This is a genomic window from Caballeronia sp. LjRoot31, from assembly GCF_964253885.1.
Taxonomy (GTDB): Bacteria; Pseudomonadota; Gammaproteobacteria; order Burkholderiales; family Burkholderiaceae; genus Caballeronia.
In genome coordinates, this window is record NZ_CAXURX020000003.1 from 1133899 (window position 1) to 1149782 (window position 15884).

The 15884-nt window shown below is 58.2% G+C and carries 14 protein-coding genes; 8 read left to right on the top strand and 6 right to left on the bottom strand.

Annotation, left to right across the window (positions count from 1 at the left end; all coding sequences use genetic code 11):
* Positions 1–140: 140 nt before the first annotated feature.
* The 4 genes from ACSQ8V_RS33755 (at position 141) to ACSQ8V_RS33770 (ending at position 3360) form a co-directional block, all read left to right on the top strand.
* On the top strand, positions 141–713 hold the full coding sequence (locus tag ACSQ8V_RS33755; protein WP_436208716.1) for a helix-turn-helix domain-containing protein: 573 nt from the start codon (positions 141–143) through the stop codon (positions 711–713).
* Positions 713–1141 (top strand): transposase, encoded by a 429-nt coding sequence (locus tag ACSQ8V_RS33760; protein WP_436209240.1) that lies wholly within the window; start codon positions 713–715, stop codon positions 1139–1141. Before ACSQ8V_RS33755 ends, ACSQ8V_RS33760 begins: the two co-directional genes overlap by 1 nt.
* 633 nt (positions 1142–1774) lie before the next feature.
* Entirely contained in the window at positions 1775–2794 is a 1020-nt protein-coding gene (locus ACSQ8V_RS33765) for a helix-turn-helix domain-containing protein (protein ID WP_436208717.1), read from the top strand.
* A gap of 320 nt (positions 2795–3114) precedes the next feature.
* On the top strand, positions 3115–3360 hold the full coding sequence (locus tag ACSQ8V_RS33770; protein WP_213765995.1) for a hypothetical protein: 246 nt from the start codon (positions 3115–3117) through the stop codon (positions 3358–3360).
* A gap of 87 nt (positions 3361–3447) precedes the next feature.
* Here ACSQ8V_RS33770 and galU read toward each other — a convergent pair whose 3' ends face one another.
* Positions 3448–4329 (bottom strand): UTP--glucose-1-phosphate uridylyltransferase GalU, encoded by an 882-nt coding sequence (galU, locus tag ACSQ8V_RS33775; RefSeq protein WP_436209241.1) that lies wholly within the window; start codon positions 4327–4329, stop codon positions 3448–3450.
* A gap of 442 nt (positions 4330–4771) precedes the next feature.
* Positions 4772–5797 carry a GlxA family transcriptional regulator gene (locus tag ACSQ8V_RS33780; RefSeq protein WP_436208718.1) on the bottom strand — a complete coding sequence of 342 codons (1026 nt, stop codon included), beginning with the start codon at positions 5795–5797 and terminating at the stop codon, positions 4772–4774.
* 383 nt (positions 5798–6180) lie between these two features.
* Here ACSQ8V_RS33780 and ACSQ8V_RS33785 point away from each other — a divergent pair, with 383 nt between their 5' ends.
* The 3 genes from ACSQ8V_RS33785 (at position 6181) to ACSQ8V_RS33795 (ending at position 8975) form a co-directional block, all read left to right on the top strand.
* Positions 6181–7203, top strand: a complete 1023-nt coding sequence (locus ACSQ8V_RS33785) for a hypothetical protein (protein WP_436208719.1) — start codon at positions 6181–6183, stop codon at positions 7201–7203.
* A 179-nt stretch (positions 7204–7382) separates the two neighbouring features.
* Positions 7383–7691 carry a hypothetical protein gene (locus tag ACSQ8V_RS33790; RefSeq protein ID WP_436208720.1) on the top strand — a complete coding sequence of 103 codons (309 nt, stop codon included), beginning with the start codon at positions 7383–7385 and terminating at the stop codon, positions 7689–7691.
* Positions 7692–8129: 438 nt separating this feature from the next.
* The gene (locus ACSQ8V_RS33795) at positions 8130–8975 is read left to right on the top strand and encodes a protein-L-isoaspartate O-methyltransferase family protein (RefSeq protein WP_436208721.1); all 846 of its coding nucleotides are present in this window, start codon (positions 8130–8132) and stop codon (positions 8973–8975) included.
* Between the two features lie 22 nt (positions 8976–8997).
* On the opposite strand, the gene ACSQ8V_RS33800 is transcribed toward ACSQ8V_RS33795, so the two are convergent.
* Together ACSQ8V_RS33800 and ACSQ8V_RS33805 are read right to left on the bottom strand one after the other, a co-directional pair.
* Positions 8998–10404, bottom strand: coding sequence for an FAD/NAD(P)-binding protein (locus ACSQ8V_RS33800; protein WP_436208722.1), 1407 nt, complete (start codon positions 10402–10404; stop codon positions 8998–9000).
* A 302-nt stretch (positions 10405–10706) separates the two neighbouring features.
* On the bottom strand, positions 10707–12086 hold the full coding sequence (locus tag ACSQ8V_RS33805; RefSeq protein WP_436208723.1) for an LLM class flavin-dependent oxidoreductase: 1380 nt from the start codon (positions 12084–12086) through the stop codon (positions 10707–10709).
* A 217-nt stretch (positions 12087–12303) separates the two neighbouring features.
* On the opposite strand from ACSQ8V_RS33805, the gene ACSQ8V_RS33810 reads away from it, so the two are divergent.
* The gene (locus tag ACSQ8V_RS33810) at positions 12304–12720 is read left to right on the top strand and encodes an HU family DNA-binding protein (RefSeq protein WP_436208724.1); all 417 of its coding nucleotides are present in this window, start codon (positions 12304–12306) and stop codon (positions 12718–12720) included.
* A 105-nt stretch (positions 12721–12825) separates the two neighbouring features.
* Here ACSQ8V_RS33810 and ACSQ8V_RS33815 read toward each other — a convergent pair whose 3' ends face one another.
* Together ACSQ8V_RS33815 and ACSQ8V_RS33820 are read right to left on the bottom strand one after the other, a co-directional pair.
* The gene (locus ACSQ8V_RS33815; RefSeq protein WP_436208725.1) at positions 12826–14004 is read right to left on the bottom strand and encodes a fumarylacetoacetate hydrolase family protein; all 1179 of its coding nucleotides are present in this window, start codon (positions 14002–14004) and stop codon (positions 12826–12828) included.
* 54 nt (positions 14005–14058) lie between these two features.
* Positions 14059–15876 carry an IlvD/Edd family dehydratase gene (locus ACSQ8V_RS33820; RefSeq protein WP_213766004.1) on the bottom strand — a complete coding sequence of 606 codons (1818 nt, stop codon included), beginning with the start codon at positions 15874–15876 and terminating at the stop codon, positions 14059–14061.
* Positions 15877–15884: the final 8 nt, after the last annotated feature.

Sequence of the window (15884 nt, forward strand, 5' to 3'; positions counted from 1 at the left end):
TGTCCCGTTCTGTTAAGCGCTGGCGTCCTAAGTTAGAAGTTCGCGGAATGTATTTGTCCGCTGCGTTGTGCTCGTCATGTAGTTGGTGTGATACGACGGAGGCGCGATGAGAGCTTGGCCGAACGCGGAGTTGGTGCTAAGTGAAGCCGAACGCGAGCAGTTGTAGGCTTAACCGCGTCGGCGCAAGACAGCTCAGGCGCTCGCCCTGCGTTCGCGCAACGTTCTGGGATGCGCCAGCAGCATCACAACAATGTCGTACCGACACGCTTGGCGTCATGCCACAGACTATAACGAAATGGCGGCCGCGTTTTCTCAAGCAGCGACTTGATGGATTGCTCGACGCGCCCCGGCCAGGCGCGCCACGCATCATTGATGATGCTCAGGTCTATGCACTTAATGCCAAAACTCTGGAAGAGCGGCCGACCAAAGAGAAGCATTGGAGCACGCGCATCGTGGCGCGTGAAAGCGGCTTGTCGCAGACGGCGGTGAGTCGCATCTGGCGAGCGTTTGACCTGCAGCCGCATCGTCAGGAAACCTTCAAGCTGTCGACCGATACGCAGTTCGTTGCCAAGACGCGTGACATCGTCGGTTTGTATCTCGATCCGCCGACCAAGGCCATGATGTGGTCTGTGGACGAGCGGAGCCAGATTCAAGCACCGGACCGGATATTGGCAGCCGGCATAGCTGAGCGCCGTAGGACGTGCATCTGGTGATGGACAACTACGGGACTCACAAGACGCCGACCGCGCGTGCCTGGTTCGCCCATCATCCGCGTTTTCATATCCATTTCACTCCAACATCCGCTTCTTGGCTTAATCAGGTAGAGCCTTGGTTTGCCACGCTGACCGTAAAACAAATCCGGTGCGGGACTCATCGTTCAACACGCCAGTTGGAGGGCGCGATTCGTCGTTATCTCGTTGTTCGCTTTTTCGGTAACAGATGCGGTCACGATCTACTTTTTTTACTAGGGGGCAACCACAAATCCATTCGTTCTAACATCCCACATTTTAGGCTGGACGAAACATGTCCTACGCGCATGTTGTTGTCGCATACGGATTTGCGCAGGGCTTTGTCAATAGCAAGAAAGGAATTTTTGCTGCGGTCTGTGCGCATTCGTCACATCATACGGCTGCATGTCTAATACACCGACGACCGCACGTTGGCCACACTAGCTCTCCTGGCAAGAGTCCGTTCCAGTCCCAGTGACGCTGTAAATACTTGACCAAATGTATCCGGAAGATCGAATGGCAATTGCGCATCAAGGATGTGTAAATGGCAAGGTGTCCATATCAAAGCTCATTGTGGCTTACGCTGCTCTGGCCGACCCAACAACCTGACTTAAATTCCTTTCCCGCGAAGCCATCATGCGTAGGCCAACGCATTGATCACACCCTCAACCTCATATCCAACATATTCCCACCCCGCCTCGAACCATGTCGACTAAGCGCAAGCCATATGGCGTGAACACGCGGCGAATCTACCGGTTAATTCCGCCAAGCATATGCGCCTAAGAGTCATCTATGAATGTAATTATTGTAATAATGATGCCTAATATTCATATGATAAATTAATTGAGATGACATAAAAAAGTGTCATAACACATTGAAAATAAAAGAAAATATATGATATTTCATATGAAATTCACTTAACTATAAGCAAAACTGACTCCGACAAAACATTGCCCATTTGCGCCACGCGTAATTATTGCTTTTTCAGAAATGTATCATGCGCTGCAACAAATAAGAAAACCTATCAACCGCCATTGAGAGCAGTCATGCACACTCAAACGGAGCCATCCCTTTTCCGGGGTACGGTGGCTCAAATCAGACTGAACGACTCACCCGGCCGGAACGGCCAGATAGCCATTGTCTTGTCCGACGGTTTCTCTCTTCTAGACGTCGGTCTCGTAGCCGAGGTATGTCAGCAAGCCAACCTGGCGAAGCAAGCCGAGCGTCCGGTAGGGATCGGGTCGTCAGTTGTTTTGCTTTCCGCCCGAGGCGGTTATGTAAAGGATTCTTCATCGGTAGGCATACGCACCGATGCCATCGATGAGCATTTAGGTCTCCGCTTCGATGGTGTCTTCATCATGCTGGGAACCGAGCGCGACATTGCACTAACCGATTCTTCAATGATGGGACCGCTTCGCAAGTTGCTGTCGAATGCAAGCATCGTGGAATGGAACCATCACGCATCCAGATTGGTCGAGGCCACCGGATACCGCCGTCACTCTTCGTTTGGCGTAAGCAGTTCCGGCACCCAATATCAACGCCACTCCATCGAGGCGCAAGAGGGTAACCGGTTTGCGCGTCGCGACGTAAGCAGTCCGCTCGCTGCAGCGCTGTCGCTGATTCCGGAAAATCTGAGCATTGAAATTGCGCGACGGATTACCCGCCACGTGACGTCATCGAACCTGGATTTCCCCCACTTGGAAACGGACGCATCTGACGAGATCGATGCGACGCACCGAGTGCAGAAAGCCGGGCAATGGCTTCGCGAGAACTGCAAGCGTTCTATTTCGATTGCGCAGGCCGCGGAGGTCGCGGGGATGAGCGAGCGCAATTTTCTCCGCCGTTTCAAGGTCGAAACAGGGGTGACGCCATCAGAGTATTTGTTGAATGCGCGCTTCGAGATCACTTGTCACCTCCTCAAAAAGACGACGCTACCGGTCGATAAAATCGCGCGTCGCTGCGGCTTGGGGAGTGGAGAACGGCTTTCGCGTATCTTCCGGCGTCGCATGTCGCTCACGCCGAGTGAGTACCGCGCAGCTCATCGCGGACAGCTCGAGTCGGAATAGAAATCTAAAAGTCTTCGCGCCAGGCGGCGGTCATCGGAACGTAGATGGGCGCGATGATGCGGAGCATTGTCGACCTCCAAATGCTACCCCTCGCCAAACGCATTCTCCTGGTGCACTGCTTGTAAATCCACGCCTGGTGCTTGGTGAGGCGCTGGTCCGAGAAGGCACGAAAATCCTTGCCCCGAACGCTTCCTTGCGCACGCATTCTGAGAAAAAGCGAAGTACACCGAAGATAAGTAGCCCCGGAAGCGAACCGATCTGAGCTGCGTCGTGGTCGCAAGTATCCGGTGTCCAATCTGCAACTGACCTGGAGCAACGAGATGGATAGTTTGCTGATATTGACGCTGTTCAAGAAGATGGCCGAAAACCCGGCCTACGGCCAACGTCCGTCGGAAACGGTTGTTTCATTGGCGAGCGTTCTTGCTCGCACGCACGGTATTGTCGGCGATAGCGACTGGGAAGCCATTGCATCTGCGGGCGCGCTACTGTGGCGGGCGCAGAAAGAGGAAATCGAAGCGTCCACGTTCCTCGCCGAACTGATGAGAACGATGAGACGCGGGCATTGAGGCTGTTGGGTCGCGGCGTGGCAGCAGCATATTCATATTTGTTGACCCGCCTGACACGGCATTTTCTGCGTGGAAGCCGCCAACTAATCAAACATGCAAAGCCGACATGAACGCCGATAAATAGGCGTTGAAATCCTTAGCCACTTCCGGATGGCGCAGCGCGAATTCCACCGTCGCCTTTAGGTAACCCAGCTTGCTGCCACAATCGAAACGGGTGCCGTGATACTTGTACGCGAGCACTTGTTCGTCAGCGAGCAATGACTGGATTGCGTCCGTCAGTTGCAGCTCGCCGCCGGCGCCCGGCTTCAATGCACGGATGTGATCGAAGATGCGCGGTTTCAGCACATATCGCCCGACCACGCCCAGATTCGAAGGCGCAACTTCAGGTTCCGGCTTTTCCACAATGCCCGACAGCTTGAAGATATTGTCTTCCCATTCCTTCCCGTCGATCACACCATACGACTTGGAATCCTGAGCGGGGATCTCCTCCACGCCGATCACGGAGCTGTGATAGTGATCGAACACTTCGATCATCTGCGTCATCACCGGTGGCGTGCCGTACAACAAGTCGTCCGCGAGAATCACGGCAAACGGGTTGTCGCCCACCAGCTTTTCCGCGCACAGCACGGCGTGGCCCAGACCAAGCGCTTCGGCCTGACGCACGTAGAAACAATCCACGTGGCTTGGTTTGATGCTGCGCACGAGATCGAGCAGCTTTTGCTTGCCGCGCGCTTCCAGTTCGGCTTCGATCTCATACGACTTGTCGAAGTGATCCTCGATCGCGCGCTTGCTGCGGCCCGTCACGAAGATCATTTCCGTGATGCCGGCCGCCATGGCCTCTTCGACCGCGTACTGGATCAGCGGTTTGTCGACAACCGGCAGCATTTCCTTCGGGCTGGCCTTGGTTGCGGGGAGGAATCGGGTACCGAGACCCGCAACGGGAAAAACCGCTTTCGTAACTTTTAGCATTGCCTTGAATGAGTTTTGCCCCTCGTCTGCAGGGTGTCGAGGGTGCGTGGTCGAATTGGGCTTCGACATATACCTTAACCTCCCGTGCCATCGTCATATTGCCTAAATGCTGCGGCAATCGGACATTGGATTTTTCAGCGGCCTGTGCTGTCATTGGCACCCGGAAGGCATCTTCTTGTGCCAAAGGTGTAGGACGAAATGGTCATCGGGCACTGCCGGCTGTTGGAGGTATGGCAAATGACGAAGGTGGTGCTGGTCATGAACGGGATGCCTTTGGCAGCTCGGCAAGCCGGTTCATGTTGCGTATTCAATTTTCATTGGAAGGAACGGAACTCTCGTTCACACTTCCGGAGCGGTATAAGAGGACGTCGTCGTGCGTGGTCAATCACGCTGGCATTGTCCCTGTGCTCAGAGAGTGAGCGCGTGGCCTTTCCATGCGAGCTCAGCCACTACCGAAATCCTTGCGTGCGCAATTGCGGTAGTCGCTCGCGGAAATTCCCAGGCGGCGCTTGAATATCTTCGCAAGCCGAGTGCCGCTGCGCATTCCACAGCGGCGCGCGACTTTGTCGATAGGCAAGGTTGTTGTTATCAACAACCTGCAAGCAATGTCGAGGCGGGTGCGCAACAAATACTCGGACGGCGGCATGCCAGTTTCGGCCTTGAAATGCCGAAGAAATGTACGTTCGCCCATCGACACGCTTTGGGCAATGTCGTCTACCGTGATGGGTCGGGCGCAATGCTCTTCTATCCAGCGCGTCGCCTCCTTAATGGTCGACGCGACGTTGGCGTTGGGCAGGTCCCCGAGGAGCGGCTCGAGCCAGCGGCCGGAAAAGGGCATCAGGCGCTCTGCGATGCCTTCGGCTGTTTCATAGTCGAAATCAGATTTAATGAGCGACAGAGCAGTGATAACCGGTGAACCTGCATTGACGTCGATCACCAGGTCGTTGCCCAGCGCTGGACTGGGCAGCTGGCCTGCCGGCCGTATAGGAATGATCATGCCGCGAGCATTGGGCAGGTTCGCACCTTTGAGCAGGAGCGTACCGTTCCCCGCCGCCTGCACGACGCGGACCGTCTGGAACACGCGCCTGAGCCATTCTCTTGTCCGGATATCGCCAGCAGCAATCGACGCGCCTTCTCCCCCCGCAATGAACAGTGCGTCGTATCCGGACGACGAGGCGCCCTCCACCGGACTGGTCTCCATGCTGATGGAGTTTGAACATTGAATCCGGCCGCCCTTGCTTGACAATAAGGATACCGAATAATGAGGCATCTGACCCGACGGCGTTAACGCGACCGAGTTCGCTAGGTCAAAGGACTCGACAATCAAACCGATCTCGACGAAAGAGCAGTTCTCGTAGACCAGGATCGCGATCCGCTTTTTGGTCGCGTGTCCATGCCGTCGGGTTCCTTGCTCGATCGAGACTACCTGTCTCGCGTTCGACCAGGATCTTGCGCCCTCTAAGTTCATCTTTTTCTCGTTTGTGTGTCCTAAAATCATTCTAGCCAACAATGAAATGTTGCTTTATCAGCTGTCTCAAAAGGGATACGTATTGTCCGAAATGGTTAAGAAGACCTATCTATAATTGAGAAAAATTTATATAAAATTGGTACTAAATATGCTATGAATTTGCCATAAAAAAGTGCCGTGGAGCGCGGTCTACAAAGGCTTGAAGAGGCGTTCAGCGGACTAAACACGTCTTCCTACTTAGATGGTTGGAATTGCATTCCTCAATTGTCTTTCTAATACCAGGAACCCATTTCGCGTCGGTAAATATTATCTTCGACTCGATCAATGGCATTCGTTCCATTTCGAACATTCCCATCAAGATAGTTGCGCCGCTGAATAGTTCCATGCCGCTATGGCGCCGCTTGGGGGCTGAGATCTTCGTGGGCGTCGACTTTATTGAAGCGGAACCGAGTGGCGGGACGCCGACTGCCGTTGCTGTTACGTCGTCTCATCTCCTCTCAATGATGCAGCGCGTCGGAACGGACATCTCCGCGGCCGCTCCAGGAAATTTTTATGTGTTCGTCGGCGTCGAGACCTATGCGGATGCATTCACCGAATGTGCATTCACGCTTAGACGTAGATTCGGCGCTGGATCTGTCTTTGCGTTGGACACACGCGGTGAAAACCCGGCTGGGTGTCCGGTCGATAGTGAATGGAGCGACCGGCGTTCGCTGGCTTCCCGTGCGACATTGCTTACCTTCGATGCGCGCGGCGAAGTCAGGACCGCCGGTCAGACGCCGATGAAAGTCTTAGCCGATCCACGACTCGGTAACGTCTCGATGGCGGCAAGGCAGCGTGCCCGGCGGGCAATGAACGTGTCGGAGGGCGACTTCGCGCTGGCTGTCGTCAGCGACGAAACTTCGATGACCGACACCGCTCGGGTTGCCCGGCAAACCGCGCTCATTCTTGCCCTGATGCAAACCCCAAACTCGCGCTTGTTGATCGCCGGCAGGCGAGACAAGGCGGTAGCGCCATGGCTCGCAGATTTGTCGTCGATGTTTCCCGGTCGGACCCGGTTTGCCGGGACGTGTCCTGATGAGAGGGGTGGTATCTACGCAGCCGACCTGTTGCTCGTTCCAGGAGGCGAGCGAGGCATTTCGAACTCGCTGTGCTTCGGCGAGAACGCTGGGGGACCGGAGGCAGTCGAGATGGCGCGTGAACATCGAATCGTCGTGCTCGAAGAGGACGCGAATACGGACGCGAATACGGACGCCGTGGACGACTTCGTTCAGGCGGTGGGTCTTCTGCCTGCGCGAGCAGGCCGCGGCGTTGAATTGCTTCGAGATTCGTTCGTCCAGAGCTTGCGGACAAGGATGCACATGAGGTTCGGTCGAAGTCTGTACTACGCGATAACCCTGGTTCGATAAACGTGCGATATCGATACCGATATCGACATGGCTGGCGCGTTCCACGTTTCGGGCTGGTGGTTCGCGACGGGTTACTCGCTGCCGGGGTTTTGCGGCGTTGCCTGCGGATGTCTGTACATAGTCCAATAGCGGCCGCAGCTAAGGTCTTGCACACCCGCTAGTTCTCTAAAAAGGAAACCATGGATTCGCAGGTCGGCGTGTTCGGCGTTGCGTGGTATATGCGGGAAGACTACGACAGGAGCCGCGCTATGCTGATCGACGGCGATACGTTGCCGCGTTCATACCAGGAGTGGAAGGAGCAGGTTGAACGTTTGCGCGAACGCTTGGTTAGCCAGGGTATCCTCGTGGTTCAGGCGTATATCGACCCGGATGTTTTCCCCGATTGGTGCATCTCCAACGGCTGTCGGCCAGACGCACAGGGGCGTGACATATTTGCCGCGAGTCTGGCGTGGCGCGTCATGATGGAACAAGGCCGTTGTTTCGACTAGGTGCATAGGTCCGAGGGCTTGAAATGGGCGTAGGGGTGGGGAGAGCGGATCGCGAAGTCAGAACACGGTTTGGAAACGATGTGTTGCCGGATCGGCCCGGTGTTCGACGGAAAATCCAGCAGACATTTAGGATATCAAAATAACTATACGTACTATAGAAAGTCCATTCGAGGGATGCGGCGCTCGAGTTCAGTCGCTGGATGATGACCGTTTTTTGCACGGATGTTCAATTGAGCACTGACTTTGACGAAAACGCGCCTGATCCTGGCTAGTTTCGGAAGCTCGGCCTTAACCGCAGGGTAGCGGATCCATGCACCGCGTCATCAAGCATCTTGACGCCAGCCGAAGGCATTGCCACGATAGGTGGTGTCAGTGAAGCCGGCAACGCCGAAGGGCCGCGAAACCTGCTTCCCAATCATCCGAGGGTAAGGGGTTGTTGTGATTCGTAAGCAAAAGGGGAATATCGCGGAAGCCAGGAGGTCCTACGCCAGGCTCATGGCGGCCGCGAGCAAGACCAGCGATCCGAGGCTTGAGCGCGTTTTCGAACTCGTGCCCCGTGAGGCATTCCTGCCACCCGGCCCGTGGAAGATCATGGTGGACAACGAGTACTTCGACACCCCCAGCGCGGACCCTGTTTATCTGTACCAGAACGCCCTGGTTGCGCTCGATGCAGCCAAGGGAATCAACAACGGCGAGCCGTTCCTTCACGCCGCCTGGCTCGGTTCGGTCGCGCCGCAACGGGGCGACGTGGTGTGCCATATTGGCGCTGGTTCCGGTTATTACACTGCCATTCTTTCCGTGCTCGCGCTGCCCGGCGGCCGCGTAGAGGCGTTCGAAATCGAACCGGGCCTGGCTGAGGCCGCGCGCAAGAACTTGCGGGCGTTCGAGGGCGTAACGGTGACGCAAGGCGACGCGACCAAGCTGCCTTTGCCGGCGTCCGATCTGATTTATGTGAACGCAGGCGTCCTGGCGCCGCCGCGTTCGTGGCTTCAGGCGCTGCGTCCGAAAGGCCGCTTGATCTTCCCCTGGCGCCCGTCCGATGAAGTCGGACTAACCCTGCTGATCACACGAACGGACGCGGGTTTTGACGTGGAACCGCTGATGAACGCGTGGTTCATTGCCTGCGTCGGCGGGGCATCGACTGCGGATTTGTTCGTGAAGCCGCCAGACGCCCACGCGGCACGGTCCGTCAGGTCGGCATGGCTTACGTCAGAGCGTGTACCGGACAAGACCGCGGTTGCTGCTTACCAGCACGTCTGGTTCTCTTCATCGGCCTTGGGTTGACGTATGAAGCTACGCGCACGCCTCAACGCGATGTATACGCGAGCAGGCTGCCATCCTTGAGCACCCGTTCAAGATGCCGTGCGATGTCGGGTGCGCCGGTCATTTCACCGAAGCTTCCACGCGTCATCGGGCCAAAGGCCAGCAGGCCGGGCGACACCTCGCCGTCCACATTCCGGAGTTGACTCCGAAGATCGGTATCGAGTCCGATCCGCACCGCATCCAGCCGCGCGAGCCCACCCTCCAACAGCGATTTCACAAGCGGATTCCGGTCGATATCGCGTGCCGGTCCCGTGCAGAAAACCACCGCATCGAAATCATGCTCTTCATGCGTGCCGCCCGGAAGTCGCAGGCTGGCGCGCAAGTGCTCCGCCACGCGTCTGATCCCCACGATACCCGCCGTGGTCACGCTCATCTGACCGCTCTCGATGGCCCGCTCTATAGCAGCATGAATTTGCGGCGCGATGCGAAAGCGATGCACATCCCAGAACGCCAACAGCCTTTTCACCACTCGAGCTTGTTCGCGTGAAGGCAACGCGTTCCAGATCCGGGGAAGATCGAAACGCAGGGCGTCGGCGGCGGGTTGCCAGCCGATGCGGGCCCCGTCGCGCGCGATCCTTTGTCTGAGCTTGCGCACGAGTTCACGGGCGCTGGTGGGTGGGGCTGCATTGCCGAGGAAATCGGCTGCATCGGAGAAAAGTCCGTGCGGCTGGGCGCGCAAACCACGTCGCGAAATTGCCGTGATGCGTCCGGTGTGCTTGCGCTCGATCAACGTGACGGCCACGTCCGCCATCGTCAGGCCGGTGCCCACCAGCAGCACGGACGCGCCCCGCGGGATCGCGCGCAACGCGTCCGTTGCCCACGGCTGCGTGATCAGCCGGGGATCGTGAAGCGCTTGTTCGTCGATGACGCCCGGTGGTTTCGAAGGCGTATGGCCAAAACACAGCGCAACGCGATGTGCATCCAGATGCGAACCGTCGTCGAGCGTGACGGTATAACCTGAATCGATTTTGCGCACCCCAGTCGCGGTCGCTCGCCGATGCTTCACGCGCACACGCGAGGCGGCCTCGGCCACGACGTCGTTCAAGGTCGCGGCGACGTATTCTCCGTATCGAGCACGCGATACGTAGTAGCTGCCCTGGCCGTCGCTGCTGCCGGCATCGATCAGGTCGTGTGCCTTGAGCCAGCGCGTGGCGTGCGTGGAGTCGCCGGCGAACAGGCTCATCCGGTCGCTCGGTACATTGATCCGATGCAGCGGGTCCGACGTTCCATAGGCGATACCCCGGCCGAGTTCCGTCGACGGTTCCACAATGGTGAAGTCGAGGTCGACGTCAACCGGGCAGGCACGAATGGCATGAATGACGAAGGCGACGCCGGTGAAGCCGCCACCGATCACGACGATATTCAACGGGATATGTCCGGGAGTGTTCAAGAGAGTGCTCATGATGCTGGAGCGTCGAGGATACCTCAGTCAATACTCCGGGTGAACGCTGTGTAAAGCACGAAATTCGCTAAGCTTCTGAGGATTAGTGTGATGAAACCGAGGCGGAACTTGATCGGTTGCGAGCCTGGCGGCACTGTCTTCTCAGTAGAAGTCGGGCTGAGCGAAGCCCGGTAGTTTGTATTGGATACCTAAGGATTGGCTCGAAGCTTGGACACCACCTATAGCCGGCCCGACGGTTATCTTGCCGAGTTTGCTACAGGGCCGGTGCTGGCGTGGCAACGCCGCCGCCCTCACTTCGCGTGGTCCCGGCGAAACGACGCACCCGTATGCTCGGCCGGCAACTTCGCGCCGCGGTTGAACAACTTCTCGCGCAGGGTTCCGTCGGCGTAAGCGGTCTTGTAAACACCGCGCGCCTGCAACTCGGGAATCACGAGGTCGATAAAATCCTCGTAACTTTCGGGCGTTACCGTACGCGTCAGATTAAAACCGTCGACGCCAGCTTCATTCATCCACGATTCCAGCGCGTCAGCCACTTGCACCGGGTCGCCGACGATAGTCGTATACCGCCCGCCGAGTTTCAGCTGATCGAGCAGGCGCCGTACGGTCCAGCCGGATTGTCCGTCCGTCACGCGCTGCACCGACGACTCTATGCCGCGGCTTTTGTGACCGCCCGGTGGTTCGAGTTCGTCGTCGAGACCGATCTTCGAATAATCAATACCACTGCCCGCCGCAAAGTGCGCCAGTCCCGCTTCGGCGCTCGCATGGCTCGCGTACTCGGCGAACTTCTCCTCGGCTTCGGCCGTCGTGCGTCCCACCACGACGGTGATACCCATGAACACCTTGAGACCAGCAGGGTCCCGGCCTGCCTCGGCCGCTTGCTTGCGTAGTGCATCGACGAGTTTGCGCGTGCCTTCCTTGCTCTGGCTCGATACGAATACGCACTCGGCATGACGGATCGCAAATGCCTGCCCCCGTCCCGACGAACCCGCCTGGAACAACACAGGCGTGCGCTGCGGCGAGGGCTCGGACAAGTGATAACCCTCGACGTCGTAGTAGCGGCCATGATGGTTGACCTTGTGTATCTTCTGCGGATCGGCGAACACGCGTGCGCTGCGGTCACGCACGACGGCATCGTCTTCCCAACTGCCTTCCCAGAGCTTGTACGTGACGTCGAGGTATTCGTCGGCGCGGTCGTAGCGTTCGTCGTGGGCAATCTGCTCGGTGAGGCCCATCGCGCGCGCGGCGCTGTCGAGATAACCGGTCACGATGTTCCAGCCGATCCGCCCCTCGGTAAGATGATCGAGCGTGGAGAAACGTCGTGCCAGAAGATAAGGTGCTTCGTAAGTCAGGTTCACCGTGACGCCGAAACCAAGATGTTGCGTGACGGCCGCCATGGCGGAAACCAGCATCAGGGGATCGTTGACGGGTAACTGTATGGATTCCTTCAGCGTCAGGTCAACCGACGCCTGATAAACGTCATACGTCCCCACAATATCCGCAATAAAAAGTCCGTCGAACAACCCGCGTTCAAGCAACTTTGCAAGATTTGTCCAGTATGAAAGCTTTCGGTAATCTTGTGATTGGTCACGCGGATGCGTCCACAAGCCATGATTGATATGGCCGACACAGTTCATGTTGAACGCGTTCAGGAGGATCTTTTTCTTGCTCATGGGAGTGGTGCGCGAAGGACTGGCGGAGGAAGGGGAGCGAACGAAGGCCACAAAAACCGCCTACATAAAGCGGTTTTAGCCGCGTTTCAACGCTAAAGGCAACAAGAATGCTTACACAGCTTCAGTGCGTTGCAAACTATTGAATTCGAATTTGCATTCCATGATGCTGCGATTTATCGCGCTATAGTGCGGCCCGTCGAGCCAAATCGCAGAGGCCATGAGGACCGGACCAGAACCAAACCTGCAACAAATTCGCAAGAAAACGGATTTGCCTCTAGCGTGCGCGTCCGGTAAGGTGACGCTTCCGCCATGCAACTCGCATGGGCAGTGCGTTGTACCCATCTTTGAGAAAACAGAAATGAACAAGCAAGAACTCGTTGACGCCGTGGCGTCCGCCACCGGCACGAGCAAAGCCGCAGCCGCGGAAGCTATCGATGCATTTATCTCTACTGTCACGCAAGCCGTTGTCAGCGGCGACAGCGTTCAGTTCGTCGGTTTCGGCACCTTCAGCACCGGCGCACGCGCCGCGCGCACGGGCCGCAATCCGAAGACGGGCGACACCATCCAGATCGCTGCTGCAAAGACGGTCAAGTTCACGGCCGGTAAAGCGTTCAAAGATCTCGTCAATCAGTAAGAATGACGGATGCGTCCTTGCAGCGTTTCCGGGCAAGGACGCGGTCGAGCGGCGCCCGGCCCCGCCGGACGAATGCGCCGTATCGATCCAATCGTTGATTCAGCGTCAGGAAGTGCGCGTGTTTCCAAGCACACCGCGCGCCGCCAGGTTGCTATAAAGCGCACGTACCCCGAACGTCCAGGGCGTAATTTCCGTCGATAAACGCACGGTGTTTACGATCGCGCCCAGCGATGGCGTAGAGATGGTCACCACGTCGCCCAGATGATGCGTGAAGCCGCCACCGGGCGTGTCGCGGTCTTTGATCGGCGAGAACATCGTGCCGAGAAACAACATGAAGCCGTCCGGATACTGGTGATGCGCGCCATGCGTCTGCGCAACCAGGTCGGCCGGATCGCGGCTGATCTCGCGCATGTGGCTGACGCCGTCCAGCACAAAACCATCGTCGGCGCCTTCAATGCGCAGCGACACGCTCGCCTCGCGCACGGTGTCGAGCGTAAACGTGCCGTCAAACAGACGCACGAACGGACCGATCGAACATGAACCGTTGTTGTCCTTAGCCTTGCCGAGCAGCAAAGCGGAGCGGCCTTCAATGTCACGCAGGTTCACGTCGTTGCCGAGCGTCGCACCCACGATTGTGCCCGCACTGTTCACGGCCAGCACGATTTCCGGCTCGGGATTGTTCCACTTTGAAGTCGGGTACAAACCCACGTCCGCACCGAATCCAACCGAGGACATGGGTTGCGATTTGGAAAATACTTCGGCATCCGGACCAATTCCGACTTCCATGTATTGCGACCACGCTCCGCGCCGCTCGAGTTCGGCCTTCAGTTTTTCCGCTGCTTCAGAGCCGGGTTTTATCTTCGATAAATCTGCACCGATCAACTCGTTGATCATCGAGCGGGTTTCCTGCGCCTTGCTGGCATCGCCGCCCGCGTGTTCTTCGATCACGCGTTCGAGCAGGCTCACCGCGAAAGTCACGCCGCACGCCTTGACCGCTTGCACGTCGCACGGTGCGAGCAAATGCATTGCATGGGTGGATGAATCGAGCGACGCGCTTATCAGCGCGTTGACGGACCCTAGCGATTCGCCTGAAGCGTGGCGTGCGATTTCTACGGCATCGTCGCGATCGAAAAGATCGGCGGTGGTAGCGACAGTTGATGTGATATCGAATACTTCGCCGCGCCGCACGACGATCACCGATGGCCCGTCTATGGGCGCGGGCCGCCAGACGCGGCCGATCAGCAGCGCGTCGTCAAGGTCGGAGGGGAGGTAAGCGTGAAGCATGTTGTCTGTCTCCAGAAGGTTTCCAGAAGGATGATGGCCAGGCGTCGGTGCGCCTTAGTGGTTGTGGCGCGATTCGCCGCGCGTCTCGACGATGTTCAGGTACAGCGTCGCCGGTTCGAGGCAAGCGCCGCTGCCTTGCTGCCCGACCATGCTCCGGTAGATTTCTTCCCACGGTGTCATGTTCTTCAGCACAGGGGGCTTCCAGGCCGCGCGGCGTTCGGCAAGTTCAGCCTCGGGGATCATCAGGTCGACCTTGCGCGTCTTCAGGTCGATGCGAATCCTGTCGCCCGAAACCAGCAACGCAAGGCCGCCGCCAACGGCCGCTTCCGGCGAAACATTGAGAATGGACGGACTCGCCGACGTACCGCTCTGACGGCCGTCGCCGAGCGTAGGCAGTGTGTCGATACCGCGCTTGAGCAGAGCTGCCGGCGGCTGCATGTTGACCACTTCCGCGCCACCCGGAAAGCCGACTGGACCGCAGTTACGGATCACGAGAATCGAACGTTCATCGACGCCGGTTTCCGGGTCTTCAATGCGCGCGTGATAATCCTCAGGGCCTTCGAACACGACCACTTTACCCTCGAAGACATCGGGATGATCCGGGTCGGCGAGGAAGCGCTTGCGGAACGCCTCGTCGATCACGCTGACCTTCATGACGGCGCTGTCGAAGAGGTTGCCTGACAGCACGACGTACCCGGCTGACTCCTTCAACGGGTTCGCGTACGCACGAATCACCTCGCGATCGGGCGCGGGCACAGCGGCGAGATCTTCGGCCAGCGTGCGCCCCGTCACCGTGCGCACGGCGCCGTTGAGCCTGCCCGCATCCAGCAGTTCCTTCATCACGGCCGGCACGCCGCCGGCCCTATGAAACGCTTCGCCGAGGAAGCGTCCGGCGGGCTGGCAGTCCACCAATAAGGGCACCTCGGGACCGAGCCGCTGCCAGTCTTCCAGCGTGTGATCGACACCCATGTGACGCGCGATGGCGATCATGTGAATCGGACAATTCGATGAAGCGCCGAGCGCGGCCGCCGCCACCACGGCGTTCTCGAATGCGCCCTTGGTCATGACATCCGACGGGCGCAGATTCTCCGCCACCATGCCGACGATACGCTTACCAGTTGCATACGCCATCCATCCACGCTCGCGATGCGGCCCGGGAATCGCCGCGCAACCGGGCAGCGACATGCCGAGCGCTTCAGCAAGCGAGTTCATGGAGAGCGCCGTGCCCATCGTGTTGCAATGCCCGACCGAGGGCGCGGAAGAAGCCACCATGTCCATGAAACCGGGGTAGTCGATCTCGCCTGCGGACAAGCGCTTGCGAGCGTCCCAGATCACCGTCCCGGAGCCGGCAAGCTTGCCGTGATACCAGCCGTCGAGCATCGGTCCGCCCGACAGCACAATGGCGGGAATGTTGACCGTAGCGGCGGCCATCAGGCACGCGGGCGTGGTCTTGTCGCAGCCGGTGGTGAGGACCACGCCGTCGATCGGATACCCGTGCAGGATTTCAACGAGACCGAGATAAGCGAGGTTGCGATCGAGCGCGGCGGTGGGGCGCTTGCCTGTTTCCTGGATCGGATGCACAGGGAATTCGAGCGGAATGCCGCCTGCGTCGCGGATGCCGTCGCGTACGCGGCTCGCAAGCTCGATGTGATGACGGTTGCAGGGGGCGAGATCCGAACCCGTCTGCGCGATGCCGATGATCGGCTTGCCTGACTGCAGCTCTTCACGCGTGATCCCATAGTTCATGTAGCGCTCGAGATAGAGCGCGGTCATGCCGGGGTCGGCGGGATCGTCGAACCAGCGGCGGCTGCGCAGACGCGGTGTGGCGGTGTCGTTGGTGTCGTTTGTATGGGTGGGGTTGGACGGGTTCATAAGCGTGA

What these genes read in the sequence shown, in the direction of transcription:
- ACSQ8V_RS33760 (WP_436209240.1), top strand. Translation starts at nt 713, where the DNA reads ATGGACAACTACGGGACTCACAAGACGCCGACCGCGCGTGCCTGGTTC.
- ACSQ8V_RS33765 (WP_436208717.1), top strand. Translation starts at nt 1,775, where the DNA reads ATGCACACTCAAACGGAGCCATCCCTTTTCCGGGGTACGGTGGCTCAA.
- ACSQ8V_RS33770 (WP_213765995.1), top strand. Translation starts at nt 3,115, where the DNA reads ATGGATAGTTTGCTGATATTGACGCTGTTCAAGAAGATGGCCGAAAAC.
- galU (WP_436209241.1), bottom strand. Translation starts at nt 4,329, where the DNA reads ATGCTAAAAGTTACGAAAGCGGTTTTTCCCGTTGCGGGTCTCGGTACC.
- ACSQ8V_RS33780 (WP_436208718.1), bottom strand. Translation starts at nt 5,797, where the DNA reads ATGAACTTAGAGGGCGCAAGATCCTGGTCGAACGCGAGACAGGTAGTC.
- ACSQ8V_RS33785 (WP_436208719.1), top strand. Translation starts at nt 6,181, where the DNA reads ATGCCGCTATGGCGCCGCTTGGGGGCTGAGATCTTCGTGGGCGTCGAC.
- ACSQ8V_RS33790 (WP_436208720.1), top strand. Translation starts at nt 7,383, where the DNA reads ATGGATTCGCAGGTCGGCGTGTTCGGCGTTGCGTGGTATATGCGGGAA.
- ACSQ8V_RS33805 (WP_436208723.1), bottom strand. Translation starts at nt 12,086, where the DNA reads ATGAGCAAGAAAAAGATCCTCCTGAACGCGTTCAACATGAACTGTGTC.
- ACSQ8V_RS33810 (WP_436208724.1), top strand. Translation starts at nt 12,304, where the DNA reads ATGAGGACCGGACCAGAACCAAACCTGCAACAAATTCGCAAGAAAACG.
- ACSQ8V_RS33815 (WP_436208725.1), bottom strand. Translation starts at nt 14,004, where the DNA reads ATGCTTCACGCTTACCTCCCCTCCGACCTTGACGACGCGCTGCTGATC.
- ACSQ8V_RS33820 (WP_213766004.1), bottom strand. Translation starts at nt 15,876, where the DNA reads ATGAACCCGTCCAACCCCACCCATACAAACGACACCAACGACACCGCC.